17 protein-coding genes are annotated in these 14469 nt (G+C 67.4%); 5 read left to right on the top strand and 12 right to left on the bottom strand.

Annotation, left to right across the window (positions count from 1 at the left end):
- Window positions 1–33: 33 nt before the first annotated feature.
- From atpG to BXA03_RS21380, 7 genes are all read right to left on the bottom strand, one after another.
- Window positions 34–918, bottom strand: coding sequence for a F0F1 ATP synthase subunit gamma (atpG, locus tag BXA03_RS21350; RefSeq protein WP_076511202.1), 885 nt, complete (start codon window positions 916–918; stop codon window positions 34–36).
- Between the two features lie 20 nt (window positions 919–938).
- Window positions 939–2492: a F0F1 ATP synthase subunit alpha gene (gene atpA, locus BXA03_RS21355; RefSeq protein ID WP_017762130.1), complete on the bottom strand. Its 1554-nt coding sequence runs from the start codon at window positions 2490–2492 to the stop codon at window positions 939–941.
- A gap of 50 nt (window positions 2493–2542) precedes the next feature.
- Window positions 2543–3073 (bottom strand): F0F1 ATP synthase subunit delta, encoded by a 531-nt coding sequence (locus tag BXA03_RS21360; protein WP_076511203.1) that lies wholly within the window; start codon window positions 3071–3073, stop codon window positions 2543–2545.
- A 10-nt stretch (window positions 3074–3083) separates the two neighbouring features.
- On the bottom strand, window positions 3084–3554 hold the full coding sequence (locus BXA03_RS21365) for a F0F1 ATP synthase subunit B (protein ID WP_017762128.1): 471 nt from the start codon (window positions 3552–3554) through the stop codon (window positions 3084–3086).
- 37 nt (window positions 3555–3591) lie between these two features.
- Window positions 3592–3846: a F0F1 ATP synthase subunit C gene (atpE, locus tag BXA03_RS21370; protein ID WP_038200332.1), complete on the bottom strand. Its 255-nt coding sequence runs from the start codon at window positions 3844–3846 to the stop codon at window positions 3592–3594.
- A 78-nt stretch (window positions 3847–3924) separates the two neighbouring features.
- The gene (atpB, locus tag BXA03_RS21375) at window positions 3925–4803 is read right to left on the bottom strand and encodes a F0F1 ATP synthase subunit A (RefSeq protein ID WP_076511204.1); all 879 of its coding nucleotides are present in this window, start codon (window positions 4801–4803) and stop codon (window positions 3925–3927) included.
- Between the two features lie 26 nt (window positions 4804–4829).
- Entirely contained in the window at window positions 4830–5318 is a 489-nt protein-coding gene (locus BXA03_RS21380) for an ATP synthase subunit I (protein WP_076511205.1), read from the bottom strand.
- A 118-nt stretch (window positions 5319–5436) separates the two neighbouring features.
- On the opposite strand from BXA03_RS21380, the gene BXA03_RS21385 reads away from it, so the two are divergent.
- The 5 genes from BXA03_RS21385 to BXA03_RS21405 all read left to right on the top strand — a co-directional run bounded on the left by BXA03_RS21385 (window position 5437) and on the right by BXA03_RS21405 (window position 9386).
- Window positions 5437–6312 (top strand): D-amino acid aminotransferase, encoded by an 876-nt coding sequence (locus tag BXA03_RS21385; protein WP_076511206.1) that lies wholly within the window; start codon window positions 5437–5439, stop codon window positions 6310–6312.
- The gene (locus BXA03_RS21390; RefSeq protein WP_017762123.1) at window positions 6309–6608 is read left to right on the top strand and encodes a YbeD family protein; all 300 of its coding nucleotides are present in this window, start codon (window positions 6309–6311) and stop codon (window positions 6606–6608) included. The genes BXA03_RS21385 and BXA03_RS21390 overlap by 4 nt, the downstream gene beginning before the upstream one ends.
- A 65-nt stretch (window positions 6609–6673) precedes the next feature.
- A complete protein-coding gene (lipB, locus tag BXA03_RS21395) occupies window positions 6674–7327 on the top strand; it encodes a lipoyl(octanoyl) transferase LipB (RefSeq protein WP_076511259.1) in 654 nt (217 codons plus the stop codon).
- Window positions 7328–7358: 31 nt separating this feature from the next.
- Complete coding sequence (gene lipA, locus BXA03_RS21400; RefSeq protein ID WP_076511207.1) at window positions 7359–8366, top strand: lipoyl synthase; 1008 nt, start codon at window positions 7359–7361, stop codon at window positions 8364–8366.
- A gap of 78 nt (window positions 8367–8444) precedes the next feature.
- Complete coding sequence (locus BXA03_RS21405) at window positions 8445–9386, top strand: LysR family transcriptional regulator (RefSeq protein ID WP_076511208.1); 942 nt, start codon at window positions 8445–8447, stop codon at window positions 9384–9386.
- A 34-nt stretch (window positions 9387–9420) separates the two neighbouring features.
- Here the strand turns inward: BXA03_RS21405 and BXA03_RS21410 are convergent, their stop codons facing one another.
- Genes BXA03_RS21410 through BXA03_RS21430 form a run of 5 tightly spaced genes read right to left on the bottom strand, consistent with a single transcriptional unit; the run spans window position 9421 to window position 14329 of the window.
- On the bottom strand, window positions 9421–10440 hold the full coding sequence (locus tag BXA03_RS21410) for an isopenicillin N synthase family dioxygenase (RefSeq protein ID WP_083716231.1): 1020 nt from the start codon (window positions 10438–10440) through the stop codon (window positions 9421–9423).
- A 47-nt stretch (window positions 10441–10487) separates the two neighbouring features.
- On the bottom strand, window positions 10488–11351 hold the full coding sequence (locus BXA03_RS21415) for an ABC transporter permease (protein ID WP_234983788.1): 864 nt from the start codon (window positions 11349–11351) through the stop codon (window positions 10488–10490).
- Window positions 11351–12148 (bottom strand): ABC transporter ATP-binding protein, encoded by a 798-nt coding sequence (locus BXA03_RS21420; RefSeq protein WP_017757473.1) that lies wholly within the window; start codon window positions 12146–12148, stop codon window positions 11351–11353. Before BXA03_RS21420 ends, BXA03_RS21415 begins: the two co-directional genes overlap by 1 nt.
- Window positions 12145–13206 carry an adenosine deaminase gene (locus tag BXA03_RS21425; protein ID WP_076511209.1) on the bottom strand — a complete coding sequence of 354 codons (1062 nt, stop codon included), beginning with the start codon at window positions 13204–13206 and terminating at the stop codon, window positions 12145–12147. The genes BXA03_RS21420 and BXA03_RS21425 overlap by 4 nt, the downstream gene beginning before the upstream one ends.
- Before the next feature lies 1 nt (window position 13207).
- Window positions 13208–14329: an ABC transporter substrate-binding protein gene (locus BXA03_RS21430; protein WP_083716232.1), complete on the bottom strand. Its 1122-nt coding sequence runs from the start codon at window positions 14327–14329 to the stop codon at window positions 13208–13210.
- Between the last annotated feature and the right edge of the window lie 140 nt (window positions 14330–14469).

Consider the following 14469-nt stretch of genomic DNA (forward strand, 5'->3'; position numbering starts at 1 on the left):
TCTTGAATCTGCTGAATGCCGGATCGGGCGGAATCAGTTGCCGGTGGCCGCGGCCGCACCGGACACGATTTCCGACAGTTCCTTGGTGATGCCGGCTTGGCGGGTCTTGTTGTAGACCAGCTTCAGCTCGTTGATCAGGTTGCCCGCGTTGTCCGTGGCGGCCTTCATGGCCACCATGCGCGCCGACTGCTCGGAGGCCATGTTCTCGGCCACGGCCTGGTAGACCAGCGACTCCACGTAGCGCACCAGCAGGTCGTCGATGACGGTCTGCGCGTCGGGCTCGTAGATGTAGTCCCAGGCATGCTGCGGTGCGCTGCCGTCGCCGCCCTTGAGGCTCTCGGCCTTCAGCGGCAGCAGCTGCTCGACCACCGACTCCTGGCGCATCGTGTTCACGAACTTGGTGTAGCTCAGGTACACGGCGGACAGGCGGCCTTCGGCGTAAGCGTCCAGCAGCACCTTGACGGGGCCGATCAGCTTCTCGAGGTGGGGCGTGTCGCCCAGCTGCACGGCCTGCGAGACCACCTTGGCGCCGACGCGCGTCAGGAAGCCCAGGCCCTTGTTGCCGATGGCCACCGCCTCGGTGGACACGCCGGCCGACTGCAGCTCGCGCAGCTTGCTGGTGACGGCACGAAGCACGTTGGTGTTCATGCCGCCGCACAGGCCCTTGTCCGTCGTCACCACGATCATGCCAGCGACCTTGGCGTCGTTGGTCTTCATGAAGGCGTGGGTGTACTCCGGATTGGCCTGGCTGAGGTTGGACGCAATGGCGCGGATCTTTTCGCTGTACGGACGCGCGGAGCGCATCCGTTCCTGCGCCTTGCGCATCTTGGACGCGGCCACCATTTCCATGGCCTTGGTGATCTTCTTGGTGTTCTCCACCGATTTGATCTTGCCGCGGATTTCCTTGCCGGCTGCCATAGCGCTCTATGCCTCTCGGATCAGGCGAAGGACTTCTTGAACGAGGTGATCGCGGCCGTCAGTTCGGCTTCAGCGTCCTTGTCCAGGGCCCGGGTCTGCTCGATCTTGTCGATCAGGGCAGCGTGGCTGGTCTTCAGGAACTGGTGCAGGCCGTGCTCGAAGGGCAGAACCTTCTTGACCTCGATGTCGTCCATGAAGCCCTTGTTGGCGGCGAACAGCGACGCGGCCATCAACGAGACGGGCAGCGGGCTGTACTGGGCCTGCTTGAGCAGTTCGGTCACGCGGGCACCGCGGTCCAGCTGCTTCTTGGTCGAAGCATCCAGGTCCGAGGCGAACTGCGCAAAGGCGGCCAGTTCGCGGTACTGCGCCAGGTCGGTACGGATACCGCCGGACAGGCCCTTGATGACCTTGGTCTGGGCAGCCGAACCCACGCGCGACACCGAGATACCCGCGTTGATGGCGGGACGGATACCGGCGTTGAACAGGTTGGTTTCCAGGAAGATCTGGCCGTCGGTGATCGAGATCACGTTGGTGGGCACGAAGGCGGACACGTCGCCGGCCTGCGTCTCGATGATCGGCAGTGCGGTCAGCGAGCCGGTCTTGCCCTTGACTTCACCCTTGGTGAAGGCTTCGACGTAGTCGGCGCTCACGCGAGCGGCGCGCTCGAGCAGACGGCTGTGCAGGTAGAACACGTCGCCGGGGTAGGCTTCGCGGCCCGGCGGGCGGCGCAGCAGCAGCGACACTTGGCGATAGGCCACGGCCTGCTTGGACAGGTCGTCATAGACGATCAGGGCGTCCTGGCCGCGGTCGCGGAAGTACTCGCCCATCGTGCAGCCCGAGTAGGCCGACACGTACTGCATGGCTGCCGATTCCGACGACGAGGCGGCGACGACGATGGTGTACTCCATCGCACCGGCCTGCTCCAGCGCGCGCACCACGTTCTTGATCGACGAAGCCTTCTGGCCGATCGCAACGTAGACGCAGGTCATGTTCTGACCCTTCTGGTTGATGATCGCGTCGATGGCCACGGCGGTCTTGCCGGTCTGGCGGTCGCCGATGATCAGCTCGCGCTGGCCACGGCCGACGGGCACCATCGCGTCGATGGACTTCAGGCCGGTCTGCATCGGCTGGTCCACGGACTGACGGGCGATCACGCCGGGCGCGACCTTCTCGATCACGTCGGTCAGCTTGGCGTTGATGGGACCCTTGCCGTCGATCGGCTGGCCCAGGGCGTTGACCACGCGGCCGATCAGCTCGGGGCCGACGGGCACTTCCAGGATGCGCCCCGTGCACTTGACGGTGTCGCCTTCGGAGATGTGCTCGTACTCGCCCAGGATCACGGCGCCGACGGAGTCGCGCTCGAGGTTCAGCGCCAGGCCGTAGGTGGGCTGGCCACCGGGCGTGGGCGGAAACTCCAGCATTTCGCCCTGCATCGCGTCGGACAGGCCGTGCACGCGCACGATGCCGTCGGTCACCGAGACCACGGAGCCTTCGTTACGGATGTCGGCGCTGACGCCCAGCCCTTCGATGCGGCTCTTGATCAGTTCGGAAATCTCTGCGGGATTGAGTTGCATGACTCTTTCCTTCTTTCAATCGGGTGTAAGGACGCGCGCCACCAGCCGGGTCAGGCGGTGAGCGCCGCCTTCATTTGTTCGAGACGGGCCTTGACCGAGGTGTCGAGCACTTCGTCGCCGACCACGGCGCGGATGCCGCCGATGAGCGACGGGTCCAGCTCCACGCGGGTGGTCAGCTTGCGGCCGAAGCGGCGCTCCAGTGCGGCCTGGACTTCGCCCAGAGCCGTGCCTTCGATCGGGAAGGCGCTGAAGAGCACGGCATCGGCAGCGCCGCTGGCGGCGTTCTGCAGAGCGCGGAACTGCGTCGCCACTTCCGGCAGAGCGGCCAGACGGCCGTTGTCGATCACGGCGCGCAGGAAGTTCTGGCCCTGCTGCGGCAGGCCGCCCGGCACCATCCCGGCGATCAGGTCGAACACCTGCTGCGAGGACACCTTGGGGCTGGCTGCGAATTGCTGCAGCGGCGCGCTGCCGGCCACCTGGGCCAGCGGCTCCAGCCATTCGGCCGTGGCCTGCGCGTTGCCGGCAGACGCCTTGTACAGCGCTTCGGCGTAAGGACGGGCAATGGTGGCGAGTTCGGCCATCGATTCGTCCTTACAGCTCGGTCTTCAGGCGATTGAGCAGGTCGGCATGCACGTTGGCATCGACTTCCTTGCGCAGGATCTGCTCGGCACCCTTGACGGCCAGCGTGGCGACCTGCTCGCGCAGGACTTCACGGGCACGCACGGACTGCTGCTCGGCCTCGTCGCGCGCGGCGGCCACGATCTTGTTGGCCTCCTCGGTGGCGCGGGCCTTGGCCTCTTCGATGATCTGCTGGGCGCGGCGCTCGGCATCGGCCAGGCGATTGCTGGTCTCGGTGCGCGAAGCCTGCAGCTCCTGCTCGACGCGTTGGTTGGCAGATGCGAGTTCGGCCTTGGCCTTCTCGGCGGCCGCCAGGCCCGCAGCGATCTTTTGAGCCCGTTCATCCAGCGCCTTTGCGATCGGCGGCCACACGAACTTCATCGTGAACAGCACGAGCAGCAAAAAGACGACGGCCTGAACGAACAGGGTTGCGTTGATGCTCACGACAACACCTTTCTACAGACGGTGTGGACGAAAAGGATCAGGCGCCGGCGACGACGAAGGGGTTGGCGAAGGCGAACAGCAGGGCGATGGCCACGCCGATCAGGAAGGCGGCGTCGATCAGGCCGGCCAGAATGAACATCTTCGTCTGCAGGTCGTTCATGAGTTCAGGCTGACGAGCCGAGGACTCGAGGAACTTGCCACCCATGAGGGCGATGCCGATGGACGCGCCGATAGCGCCGAGACCGACGATCAGACCACAAGCCAGAGCGACGAGACCGAGAACGTTTGCCATGATGACTCCTTAGATGAAAGGCAAGAGAGGGGAAAAACGAAACGAGAGGGAAAGCGAGCGTGAGGGCCGCGGGGCCGCTCAGTGGGATTCGTGCGCCTGGCCCAGATAGATGAGCGTCAGCATCATGAAGATGAAGGCCTGCAGCGTGATCACCAGGATGTGGAAGATCGCCCAGATGGTGCCGGCAATGATGTGCCCGATGGGCAGCAGCACGCCCGACAGCGAAGCCGCCATGGCGCCGCCCATCAGGGCGATCAGCATGAACACGAGTTCGCCCGCGTACATGTTGCCGAACAGCCGCATGCCGTGCGAGATGGTCTTGGCCAGGTATTCGATGATCTGCATCAGCAGGTTGATGGGCCACAGCAGCGGGTGGGCACCGAAGGGAGCAGAGATCAGCTCGTGGCCCCAGCCGCCCAGGCCCTTGATCTTGACGCTGTAGATGAGGCACAGCAGCAGCACCGAGGTCGACAGGCCCAGCGTGGTGGACAGGTCGGCGGTGGGCACCACGCGCATGTAGGCATGGTGCGCGTCATGGCCCATGGCTGCGTAGGCCTTCGACCAGATGGCCGGCAGCAGGTCGACCGGCAGCATGTCCATGGCGTTCAGCAGGAAGATCCACACGAACACGGTGAGCGCCAACGGCGCGATGAACTTACGGCTCTTGGCGTTGTGGATGTTGGCCTTGGCCTGGTTGTCGACCATCTCGACCAGCATCTCGACCGCCGCCTGGAAGCGTCCCGGCACGCCGGCCGAGGCCTTGCGCGCGGCGAGCCACATCACGAAGCAACCCAGCGCGCCGATGAGCAGCGCGTAGAGCACGGAGTCGAGGTTGATGACACCGAAATCCACGATCTTCTTCTGGACCACGGGATTCAGGCTCCAGTCCACCTGCCAGTGCTGCAGGTGATGGACGATGTACTCACTCGCGGTCGGGGCGTGTCCTTCGGCGGCCATCTTTCAGGGTCTTTTCTCTAAAACAGTCAAATACGGTTCGATTTGCGGGGCCGCATGACCAGCGCGAGCCAGTACATCTTGAGCGCGACCACCGCACCAGCCAGCAGAGCCAGCCAGTGAATTCCCTCGATCAGCCACGGCGCCGCAGCCAGCAGAGCCACGGTCAGCGCGATCTTGATCAGTTCCCACACCATAAAACCCAGCATGGCCGCCGACTGCGACACGCCACCACGCATGCGACCCATGGCACGGGCAAACAGCGCAGCGGGCACAGCGACCGCCATGGCTCCGTAGAACGCGGACGCCGCCGCCACCGGCCGCTGCGTCCAGCCCCAGGCCACCGCCGCCACGATCAGCCCCGAGGCGATCTGGGCCCCGACCACCCACCAGGGGGAGAGTTCGGGATGGCGCTCGCGAAGCCGCTGGGCCTCTTCGGCCGTGAGCGGGGTGAAGCTGTCTTCGTCAGCTTCCGCGTGCTCGGTGTCGACCGTGGGGATCGGGGCCTTGGTTGTCATTCGAATGGCAGCCGTCGGTCCAAACGGTCAAGTGGGGGAAATCTACAAAGCCACTCATTATAGGTAGCAAAAACACGTAGAGGCCAGCCCAGAGTGGTGCGGCTTCGATAATCGGTCCATGCCTGCTGCCACGCCCCTGCCCGAATCCCTGTGCCATCTCGATGGCGAGTACTTGCCGCTGCGCGACGCCAAGGTGAGCGTCCTGGACCGCGGCTTCATCTTCGGCGACGGCATCTACGAGGTGGTGCCGGTGTACGAGGGTCGCCTGTTCTGCTTCGATGAACACATGGGTCGCCTGGAGCGCTCGCTCGACGAGCTGCGCATCCCCAATCCGCACGACCGCGGCGGCTGGCGCGCCATCACCGAGCGGCTGATCGAATGCTCCGAGCAGTCGCCCTCCCAGTCGCTCTATATCCAGATCACCCGCGGGGTCGCCATCCGCGACCACGCAATGCCGGCCGGGCTGACGCCCACGGTCTTCGTGATGCTCAACCCGCTCAAGCCGGTGGCCGACAAGGCGCGGGCCGAGGGCGTTGCCTGCGTCACGGCCGAGGAATTCCGCTGGCAGAAGGCCCACATCAAGAGCACCAGCCTGCTGGGCGCCGTGCTGGCGCGACAGATCAGCGTGGAGGCCGGCGCGGCCGAGACGCTGATGTTCCGCGGCGAACTGCTGAGCGAGGCCTCGTCCAGCAACGTGTGGGTCATCAAGGACGGCGCCGTCGCCGGCCCGGTGCCCGATCACCGCGTGCTGCGCGGCATCCGCTACGGGCTGCTGCAACGGCTGTGCGATTCGCGCGGCATTCCCTTCGCGCTGCGCGACATCACCCGGGACGAAGTCTTCGCCGCCGACGAACTGCTGATCTCCTCGGCCACGAAGGAGATCGTGCCCGTGACCCGCCTCGACGGCCGCCCGGTTGGAAAGGGCGTGCCCGGCCCCATCTACCAAGCCTTGTATGCGGCCTACCAGGACGCCAAGCAGGAGCCCCAGCCATGACCGACACCCCCGCCACCCCCGGTTCGACCGATCCGCGCAAGGATTCGCTGATCGAATACCCCTCGCGCTTCCCCATCAAGGTGATGGGCGCGAAGGTGGACGGCTTCGTCGGCGCCGTGACGCACATCGCCAAGCAGTTCGACCCCGACTTCGACGCCGGCACCATCGAGCTGCGCGACAGCCGCGCCGGCAACTACCTGGGCGTGACCATCACCATCACCGCCACCAGCCGCGAGCAACTGGACGAGCTGTACCGCACGCTGTCCTCGCACCCGATGGTCAAGGTCGTGCTGTGAGCGCCACCGGCGGCGAGGCTCCGGCTGCGGACACCGTCCGCCCCGGGCCGACCCCACCCGAGTGGCTGGGCCGGGTCGACTACGCCACCACCTTCGCTGCCATGCAGCGCTTCACCGCCGAGCGCACGCCCGAGACGGCCGACCGCCTCTGGCTGTGCGAGCACGACCCAGTCTTCACCCAGGGCCTGGCCGGCCGGCAGGACCACCTCCTGCTGCCGGGCGACATCCCCGTCATCCAGACCGACCGCGGCGGCCAGGTCACCTACCACGGCCCGGGCCAGGTGGTGGCCTATCCGCTGATCGACCTCAAGCGCGCCGGCTACTTCATCAAGGAGTACGTCTACCGCATCGAGGAATCGGTGATCGCCACGCTGGCCCACTTCGGCGTGACGGGCCATCGCGTGCCCACGGCGCCGGGCATCTACGTGCGGCTGGACGATCCCTTCTCCCACGCGGCGCTGGCCGGCCCCATGCCCGGTGGCGACCCCTTTCGCGGGCTGGGCAAGATCGCCGCGCTGGGCCTGAAGGTCAGCCGGCACTGCACCTACCACGGCGTGGCACTGAACGTGGCCATGGACCTGGAACCCTATTCACGCATCAACCCTTGCGGCTACGCAGGGCTGCGCACGGTCGACCTTTCTACAATCGGCGTCCCCGTGGCCTGGGACGATGCCGCCCAGGTACTGAGCCGGAAGCTGCAGGCCTACCTCCTGCCCTGACACCGCCCGGCCCCTCCCAGAAAGCCTCCCAATGAGCTCCTCCGAAGTCGTCCGCGACGCCCAGAGCGCCGACACCTACAACCCGCTGGCCAAGCAGAAGGCCGCCGCCAAGCTCTCGCGCATTCCCGTCAAGGTCGAGCAGACGGGAGAGGTGCTCAAGAAGCCCGAGTGGATCCGCGTCAAGGCCGGCAGCCCGACCACGCGCTTCTACGAGATCAAGCAGATCCTGCGCGAATCCAACCTGCACACGGTCTGCGAAGAGGCCTCCTGCCCCAACATCGGCGAATGCTTCGGCAAGGGCACGGCCACCTTCATGATCATGGGCGACAAGTGCACCCGCCGCTGCCCCTTCTGCGACGTGGGCCACGGCCGCCCCGACCCGCTGGACAAGGACGAGCCGCTCAACCTGGCCCGCACCATCGCCAAGCTGCGCCTGAAGTACGTGGTGATCACCAGCGTGGACCGCGACGACCTGCGCGACGGCGGCAGCGGCCATTTCGTGGAATGCATCCAGAAGACGCGCGAGCTCTCGCCCACGACGCAGATCGAGATCCTGGTGCCCGACTTCCGCGGCCGCGACGACCGCGCGCTGGAGATCCTCAAGGCGGCGCCGCCGGACGTGATGAACCACAACCTGGAGACCATCCCGCGCCTGTACAAGGAAGCGCGACCGGGCTCCGACTACCAGTTCAGCCTGAACCTGCTCAAGAAGTTCAAGGCGCTGCACCCCAATGTTCCGACCAAGAGCGGCATCATGGTCGGCCTGGGCGAGACCGACGAAGAGATCCTGCAGACGATGCGCGACATGCGTGCGCACGACATCGACATGCTGACCATCGGCCAGTACCTCGCGCCCAGCAACAGCCACCTGCCGGTGCGCCGCTACGTGCACCCGGACACCTTCAAGATGTTCGAGGAAGAGGCCTACAAGATGGGCTTCAGCCATGCCGCGGTGGGCGCCATGGTGCGCAGCAGCTACCACGCCGACCAGCAGGCCGGCCATGTGCTGGCGGGCGCCGAAGCCGCGCCTGCGGCCTGATCCGCCTGCGTCGCTCCTTCGAATGAGCCTGGCTGCCGCGCCCGCGCGCACGGCCTTGCCGGCAGCCGAAGCGCACGCATGATCTCCACCACCGCGCTGCGCTACTTCGTCGAGGCGGTGCGCTGCGGCTCCATCCGCGCCGCCTCCGAGATCCTCTTCGTCGCGCCCTCCGCCATCAGCCGCCAGATCGGCCTGCTCGAAGAGACGCTCGGCGCGCCCTTGCTGGAGCGCAGCCGGGGCCGTTCCACGCTCAGGCTCACGGCCGCGGGCGAGCTGCTGATGCGCTATGCCAAGAGCGTCGACAGCGAATCGCGCCGCCTGCGCTCCGAGATCGAGGCCATCCAGGGCCTGCGCCGCGGCCACGTCAACCTCGGCATTCCGGAATCGCTGATCCGCGACTTCATGCCCGGCTTCATGGCCCGCTTCACGCGGCGCTTTCCGGGCTTCACCTTCAACGTGCAGGTCTACAACAGCCCGCAGCTGATCGAGATGCTGGTGGACGACCGGCTGGACCTGTGCCTGACCTTCGGCAACGTCACCCACCAGGACGCGACCATCGCCTACCAGCGCCTGCTGCCGCTGTACGTGTACGTGAGTGCCGACCATCCGCTGCACGGGCGCGAGACGCTGCGCCTGTCGGACTGCGCCGAACACGGCCTGGCCCTGCCCGACGCCACCATGTGGACCAAGCAGCAGTACGACGAGATGCTGGCAAAAGCCAAGATCCGGCCCAGGCTCGTGCTGGAGACCAATTCCTACGAACTGCTGCGCAACGTGTCGGCGGAAGGCATGGCACTGTCCATTCTTACGCCGCCGCTGCAGGACACGCAGCACCTGGCCGGCCGCGGCCGCTACGTGCTGCTGAAGGACCCGCGGGCCAAGCCGCAGCGCTTCTCGCTGTGCGTGCACCGGGGCCGCAACCTGCCGCTGCCGGTGACCACCTTCACCAACGAGCTGACGGCCGAGCTGGAGCAGCTGGAGCCCGAATCCGCCGCCGCGGCCGTGCGGCCCGGCCGCTGACCCGGGCCGGGCGCCGGCATGCGGCGCCGCGCCCTCAGCCGGCCGCTTCCTCGGCCGCCAGCTCCGCTGGCGTCCTGTACTTCTGCACCGAGGCGAAGCGGCTCACCAGGTACTCGCCCGACTTGATGGGCGCATGCCGCGGCGCCTCGCCCGGCTCCACGAAGCCGGGCAGGCAGGCCACCGGCGTGTCGTAGTCCAGGTTGAAGAAGGTCGGGATCGAATAGCGCTCGCGGCCGGTGCGGTTGGCCACGCGGTGCAGGTTGGACACATAGCGGTCGTTGGTCCACACCTTCACCAGGTCGCCCAGGTTCACCACCAGCGTGCCCTCGATATAGGGCGCGGCCACCCATTCGCCGGCCTTGGTGCGCAGCTCCAGGCCGCCGATCGGATCCTGCACCAGCAGGGTCAGCATGCCGTAGTCGGTGTGTGCGGCGGCGCCCAGCTCCAGCTGCGTCGGCGATTCCTGCGGCGGATAGTGGAAGAGCCGCGCCTGCACCATCGGCTTGCGGGCGTATTGCAGGAAGAACTCCTCCGGCTGGCCCAGCGCCAAGGCAAACACGCGCAGCAGGCGCTTGCCCAGCGCGATGGTGTGGTTGAAGTAGGCCATCGCGGCCTCTTCCAGCCAGGGCTTGTCGGCCGGCCAGCGGTTGGGGCCGTGCAGCGGGCGCCCGGCCTGCACGTCGGTATCGGTGAGCGGCAGGTCCAGGCCCAGTTCGTAGCTTTCCTTCAGGTCGGGCTTGTGGCCCGGATGCTGCGTCACGCCGATGGGCATGAAGCCGCGGCGGAAGCGCTCGTCGATCTTGTCCTTGAGCCGCTCCTCCATGGGCAGCGACATGTAGCGGCGCGTGGCGTCGAACACCGCGTCGATGACGGACTGGGGCACGCCGTGGTTCTTCACGTAGAAGAAGCCGGTGTGCGTGCAGGCCTCGCGGAACTGCGCGACCAGCGGCGCGATGGGGCCGCCGGCGATCCATTCGCCCAGGTCGAGGACGGGCATTTCCTGCGCCGAGGCACGGCGGGGCGCGACCACTGCGTGGTCGTTCGATTCGGTCATGGAAGGCTCCTTGGGTTTTTGGGGACAGCGCGCGGCGTGGATGCTGTCTAGCTGCCGCGCGAGAGATCGGTGAAGGCGTCGGCCCAGAAGATCACGCGCCGCGCGATCCAGCGCACGGCGGCATGCAGCACGATGCCGATGAGCGAAAGCACGATGAGGATGGCGAACATGCCCGCCGCGTCCATCGAGAAGTTGCGCTGCAGGATCAGGTAGCCCAGCCCCGCCTGCGCGCCGACGAACTCGCCCACGATGGCGCCGATGACCGACAGCACGATGCCGATGTCCAGCCCCGCGAACACATAGGGCAGCGCATGCGGCAACCGCACCATGCGGAACACATGCCAGCCCGAGGCGGTGAAGGCGCGCATCAGGTCGATCTGCTCGCGCGGCGCCGAGCGCAGGCCGACGATGGTGTTGGCCAGCACCGGGAAGAACACGATGGTGGCGGTGATGATCACCTTGGACGTTGTGCCGAAACCGAACCACAGCACGAACAGCGGCGCCACCGCCACCTTGGGCACGGTCTGGAAGGCCACCACATAGGGATAGAGCACTGCCTCCAGCAGCGCGCTCTGGCCGATCAGCGCGCCGAGCACGAAGCCCGCCAGCGCCCCGGCCGCGAAGCCGGCCAGGATCTCGTAGAGCGTGACCCACAGGTGCGTCGGGATGTCGCCCGAGGCGATACCGTCGTAGAGCGCCTGCACCACGGCCAGCGGGCCGGGGAAGATCAGGTGCGACACGTCGAGGGCCGTCACCGCCAGCTGCCAGGCGACCACCACCGCCACGAACACGGCGACGATGAGCACACGCCGGCGCATCGGCGTGAGGCCGGTGGCGCGCGCAGGCGCGGCCTCGGCCGCGTCGGCCCCGGCGGCGCCGGGCGGCACGGAAGAGGTCAGGGTGTCGGCCATCAGTCCAGCCCTCCGCTGGCATGCAGGTTCGCGCGGATGCCCGACACATAGGTGCCGAAGCGCTCGGTGTTGATCAGGTCCAGGGTGCGCGGCGAGGGCAGGTCCACCTCCACCACCTGCGTCACGCGGCCAGGGCGCGGCGACATGACGATCACCCGGTCGCCCAGGAAGACCGCCTCGGGGATGCTGTGCGTCACCAGCATGATGGTGGCGCCGGTTCGCTCGCGCAGCTTGAGCAGTTCGGTGTTCATGGTCTCGCGCGTCATGGCGTCGAGCGCACCGAAGGGCTCGTCCATGAGCAGCAGCAGCGGGTCGTTGACCAGCGCCCGGGCGATGCCCACGCGCTGCTGCATGCCGCCCGACAGCTCGCTGGGGTACTTGGTCTCGAAGCCGGACAGACCGACCAGCTGCAGATAGTGCCGGGCCCGTTCGCGCGCGGCGGCGCGGTCGCGGCCCTGGATCTCGGCCGGCACCAGCACGTTGTCGAGGATGTTGCGCCAGGGCAGCAGCACCGGCGACTGGAACACCACGCCCACGTCGCGGCTGGGGCCGGCATGCGGACGGCCACCCAGCTCCACCTGGCCGCGGCTGGCGCGCTCCAGGCCGGCCAGGATGCGCAGCAGCGTGCTCTTGCCGCAGCCGCTGGGACCGACCACGGTGACGAACTCGCCACGCCGCACGCTGAAATGCACGTCGTGCAGCGCGACGACGTCGCCGCCGTCCTTGGAGCGGAAGGTCTTGTGCAGGCCGCCGAAGCGGAAGGCCGGCGGCGCCTCGGGCGCCAGGGTCGCGCTCATGCCGAGGCCTCGGGAAGAAGGGAGGCCGCAGCGGCCGCGACGTCGGCATCGGCCAGCGCCACCCAGGCGTCGATGGCGGCCAGCGCCTGGGCGCGCTGCGCCTCGGGCATGAAGGCGGCCTCGAAGCTCTGGCGGGCCAGCTGCGCCAGTTCCGCCTGCGTCAGGCCCAGCGCCTGCTGGCAGGCGAGGTAGTTGTCGTTGACGTAGCCGCCGAAGTAGGACGGGTCGTCGGAATTGACCGTGACGCACAGGCCGGCGTCCATCAGCTTCTTGAGCGGGTGCGCCGCCATGTCCGTCACCACCTGCAGCTTGAGGTTGGACAGCGGGCACACCGTGAGCGGAATGCGGCGGCGCGCCAGCTCCTGCACCAGCGCCGGGTCCTCCAGGCAGGCATTGCCGTGGTCCAGCCGGTCCACCTGCAGCAGCTCGACCGCCTCGCGCACATAGGCGGCCGGGCCCTCCTCGCCGGCATGAGCCGTCACCTTGAAGCCCCGTTCGCGGCAGCGGGCGAAGAAGCGCTCGAACTTCGACGGCGGATGGCCCAGCTCGGCACCACCCAGGCCGAAGCCCAGGACGCGGCCATACCAGGGCTCGGCCTCGGCCAGCAGCGCCATCGCTTCCTCTTCGCTGCGGTGGCGCTGGGCGACCAGGATCAGGCCGCTGGTGATGCCGTCCTCGGCCTCGGCCGCTTCCATGGCCGAGAGCACACCCTGCATCACCACCGCCAGCGGCACGCCGCGCGTGGTGTGGCCCTGCGGCCCCAGGAACATCTCGGCATGCCGCACGCCATCGGCATGGGCGCGGCGCAGGTAGTCGCGCGTCACCTCGTGGAAGTCGGCCACCTGCAGCAGCACGCGGCAGCCGTCGTAGTACAGGTCCAGGAAGTCCTGCAGCCGGGTGAACCGGTAGGCGTCTCGCAGCTCGGCCTCGGTCTGCCAGCGGATGGCCACGCCGTTGCGGCGGGCCAGGGCCAGCATCAGCGCCGGCTCGATGGAGCCTTCGATGTGCATGTGCAGCTCGGCCTTGGGCAGGCCGGCGATGAATTGCGCAGGCGTCATGTCAGCCAGCCTTGCAGGCCTTGGCGGCGTCGATCACGGCCTGGTGGTCGAAGCGGTTGATCGCCTCCACGAAGCCGGGCTTGAGGTAGAGCATCGACTCGACCGGCACCGTGCGCTTGATCAGTCCCTCGCCCTGCATGAAGTCCTGCATGCGGCCGTAGGCGGCCGGGTCCATGGCGCCGATCAGCTTGCCGCCGTTCATGGTGTGGGCGGCCTTCATGGTGTCCAGCTGCGTATTGAGCAGGGCCAGGTCCCACTTGGCGAGCGTGGCCTCGTCGGCGCCGGTGGGCTTGGTGGAGGGGAAGCTCTTCCAGTGAATGCGGCGGGCGCAGTCCGGGTTGGTCCAGGCGAAGAGCGTGGCCTTGGCGGCACCGCGCGAAATGGCTTCCACCATCGCCGGATCGGCGTCGATGGTCTTTTGCATGGTGGCGAAGGTGAAGTCGGGCAGGGCGCGCCAGGCCGGCGCGTACAGCACCCGCAGCGGCGTGCCGGCGTTCTGGAAGCCGGTGAGCGCCGAACCCCAGAACATCAGGGCCTGCACCCGGTCGCTCTTGAGCGCCTCGAGGGCGGGCGCACCGGCGCCGGTGGCGATGATCTGCACGTCCTTGTCGGGGTCGATGCCGTTGGAGCGCAGGTAGCCCTTGAGCAGGGGCACGCCACCGGTGCCCAGGCTGAAGATGCCGATCTTCTTGCCCTTGAGGTCGGTCACGCTCTTGATGGGGCCGTCCTGCGTGACGCCGATGCCCCAGTCGATGACGCCGGTGCCCATGAGGCCGCGCACCGCGACGTTGTTGTCGGTGTTGGCCTGGATCAGGCCGGTGGAGTTGACCTGCGCGAACTCCACGCCGCCGGCCACCATCTGCTGGATGCCCTGCAGCGAGCCGCCCACGGTGACCACCTTGACGTCGTAGCCCTCCTCCTTCCAGTAGCCCAGCGCGATGGGCAGCGTGAGCCAGGGATAGGTGACGTTGACCACCTGCGTGCCCAGGGCGATGGTGACGGGCTTGAGCGGCTTGGCCGGTGCCTGCGCATGGGCCGGCGCCAGCCCCGCGAAAGCGGCCGCCAGGCCCAGGGCCAGGCGGGCAAAACCAATGCGCAGAGCGGTTGTCGTGAGGGAGAGCATGCGGGGTCCTCTGTCTTGATGCGGGAAAAGATAGCACCCGTGAAGTTCACCTTGGCATCAGATTTCAGCAATTCATGTACTGATTTTTTGCACATTGAATGGGCCTGGTCGCGGGGCTTTCGGATGGCGACCCGCGCGCA

Source organism: Pseudacidovorax sp. RU35E, assembly GCF_900156165.1.
GTDB lineage: Bacteria > Pseudomonadota > Gammaproteobacteria > Burkholderiales > Burkholderiaceae_C > Xenophilus.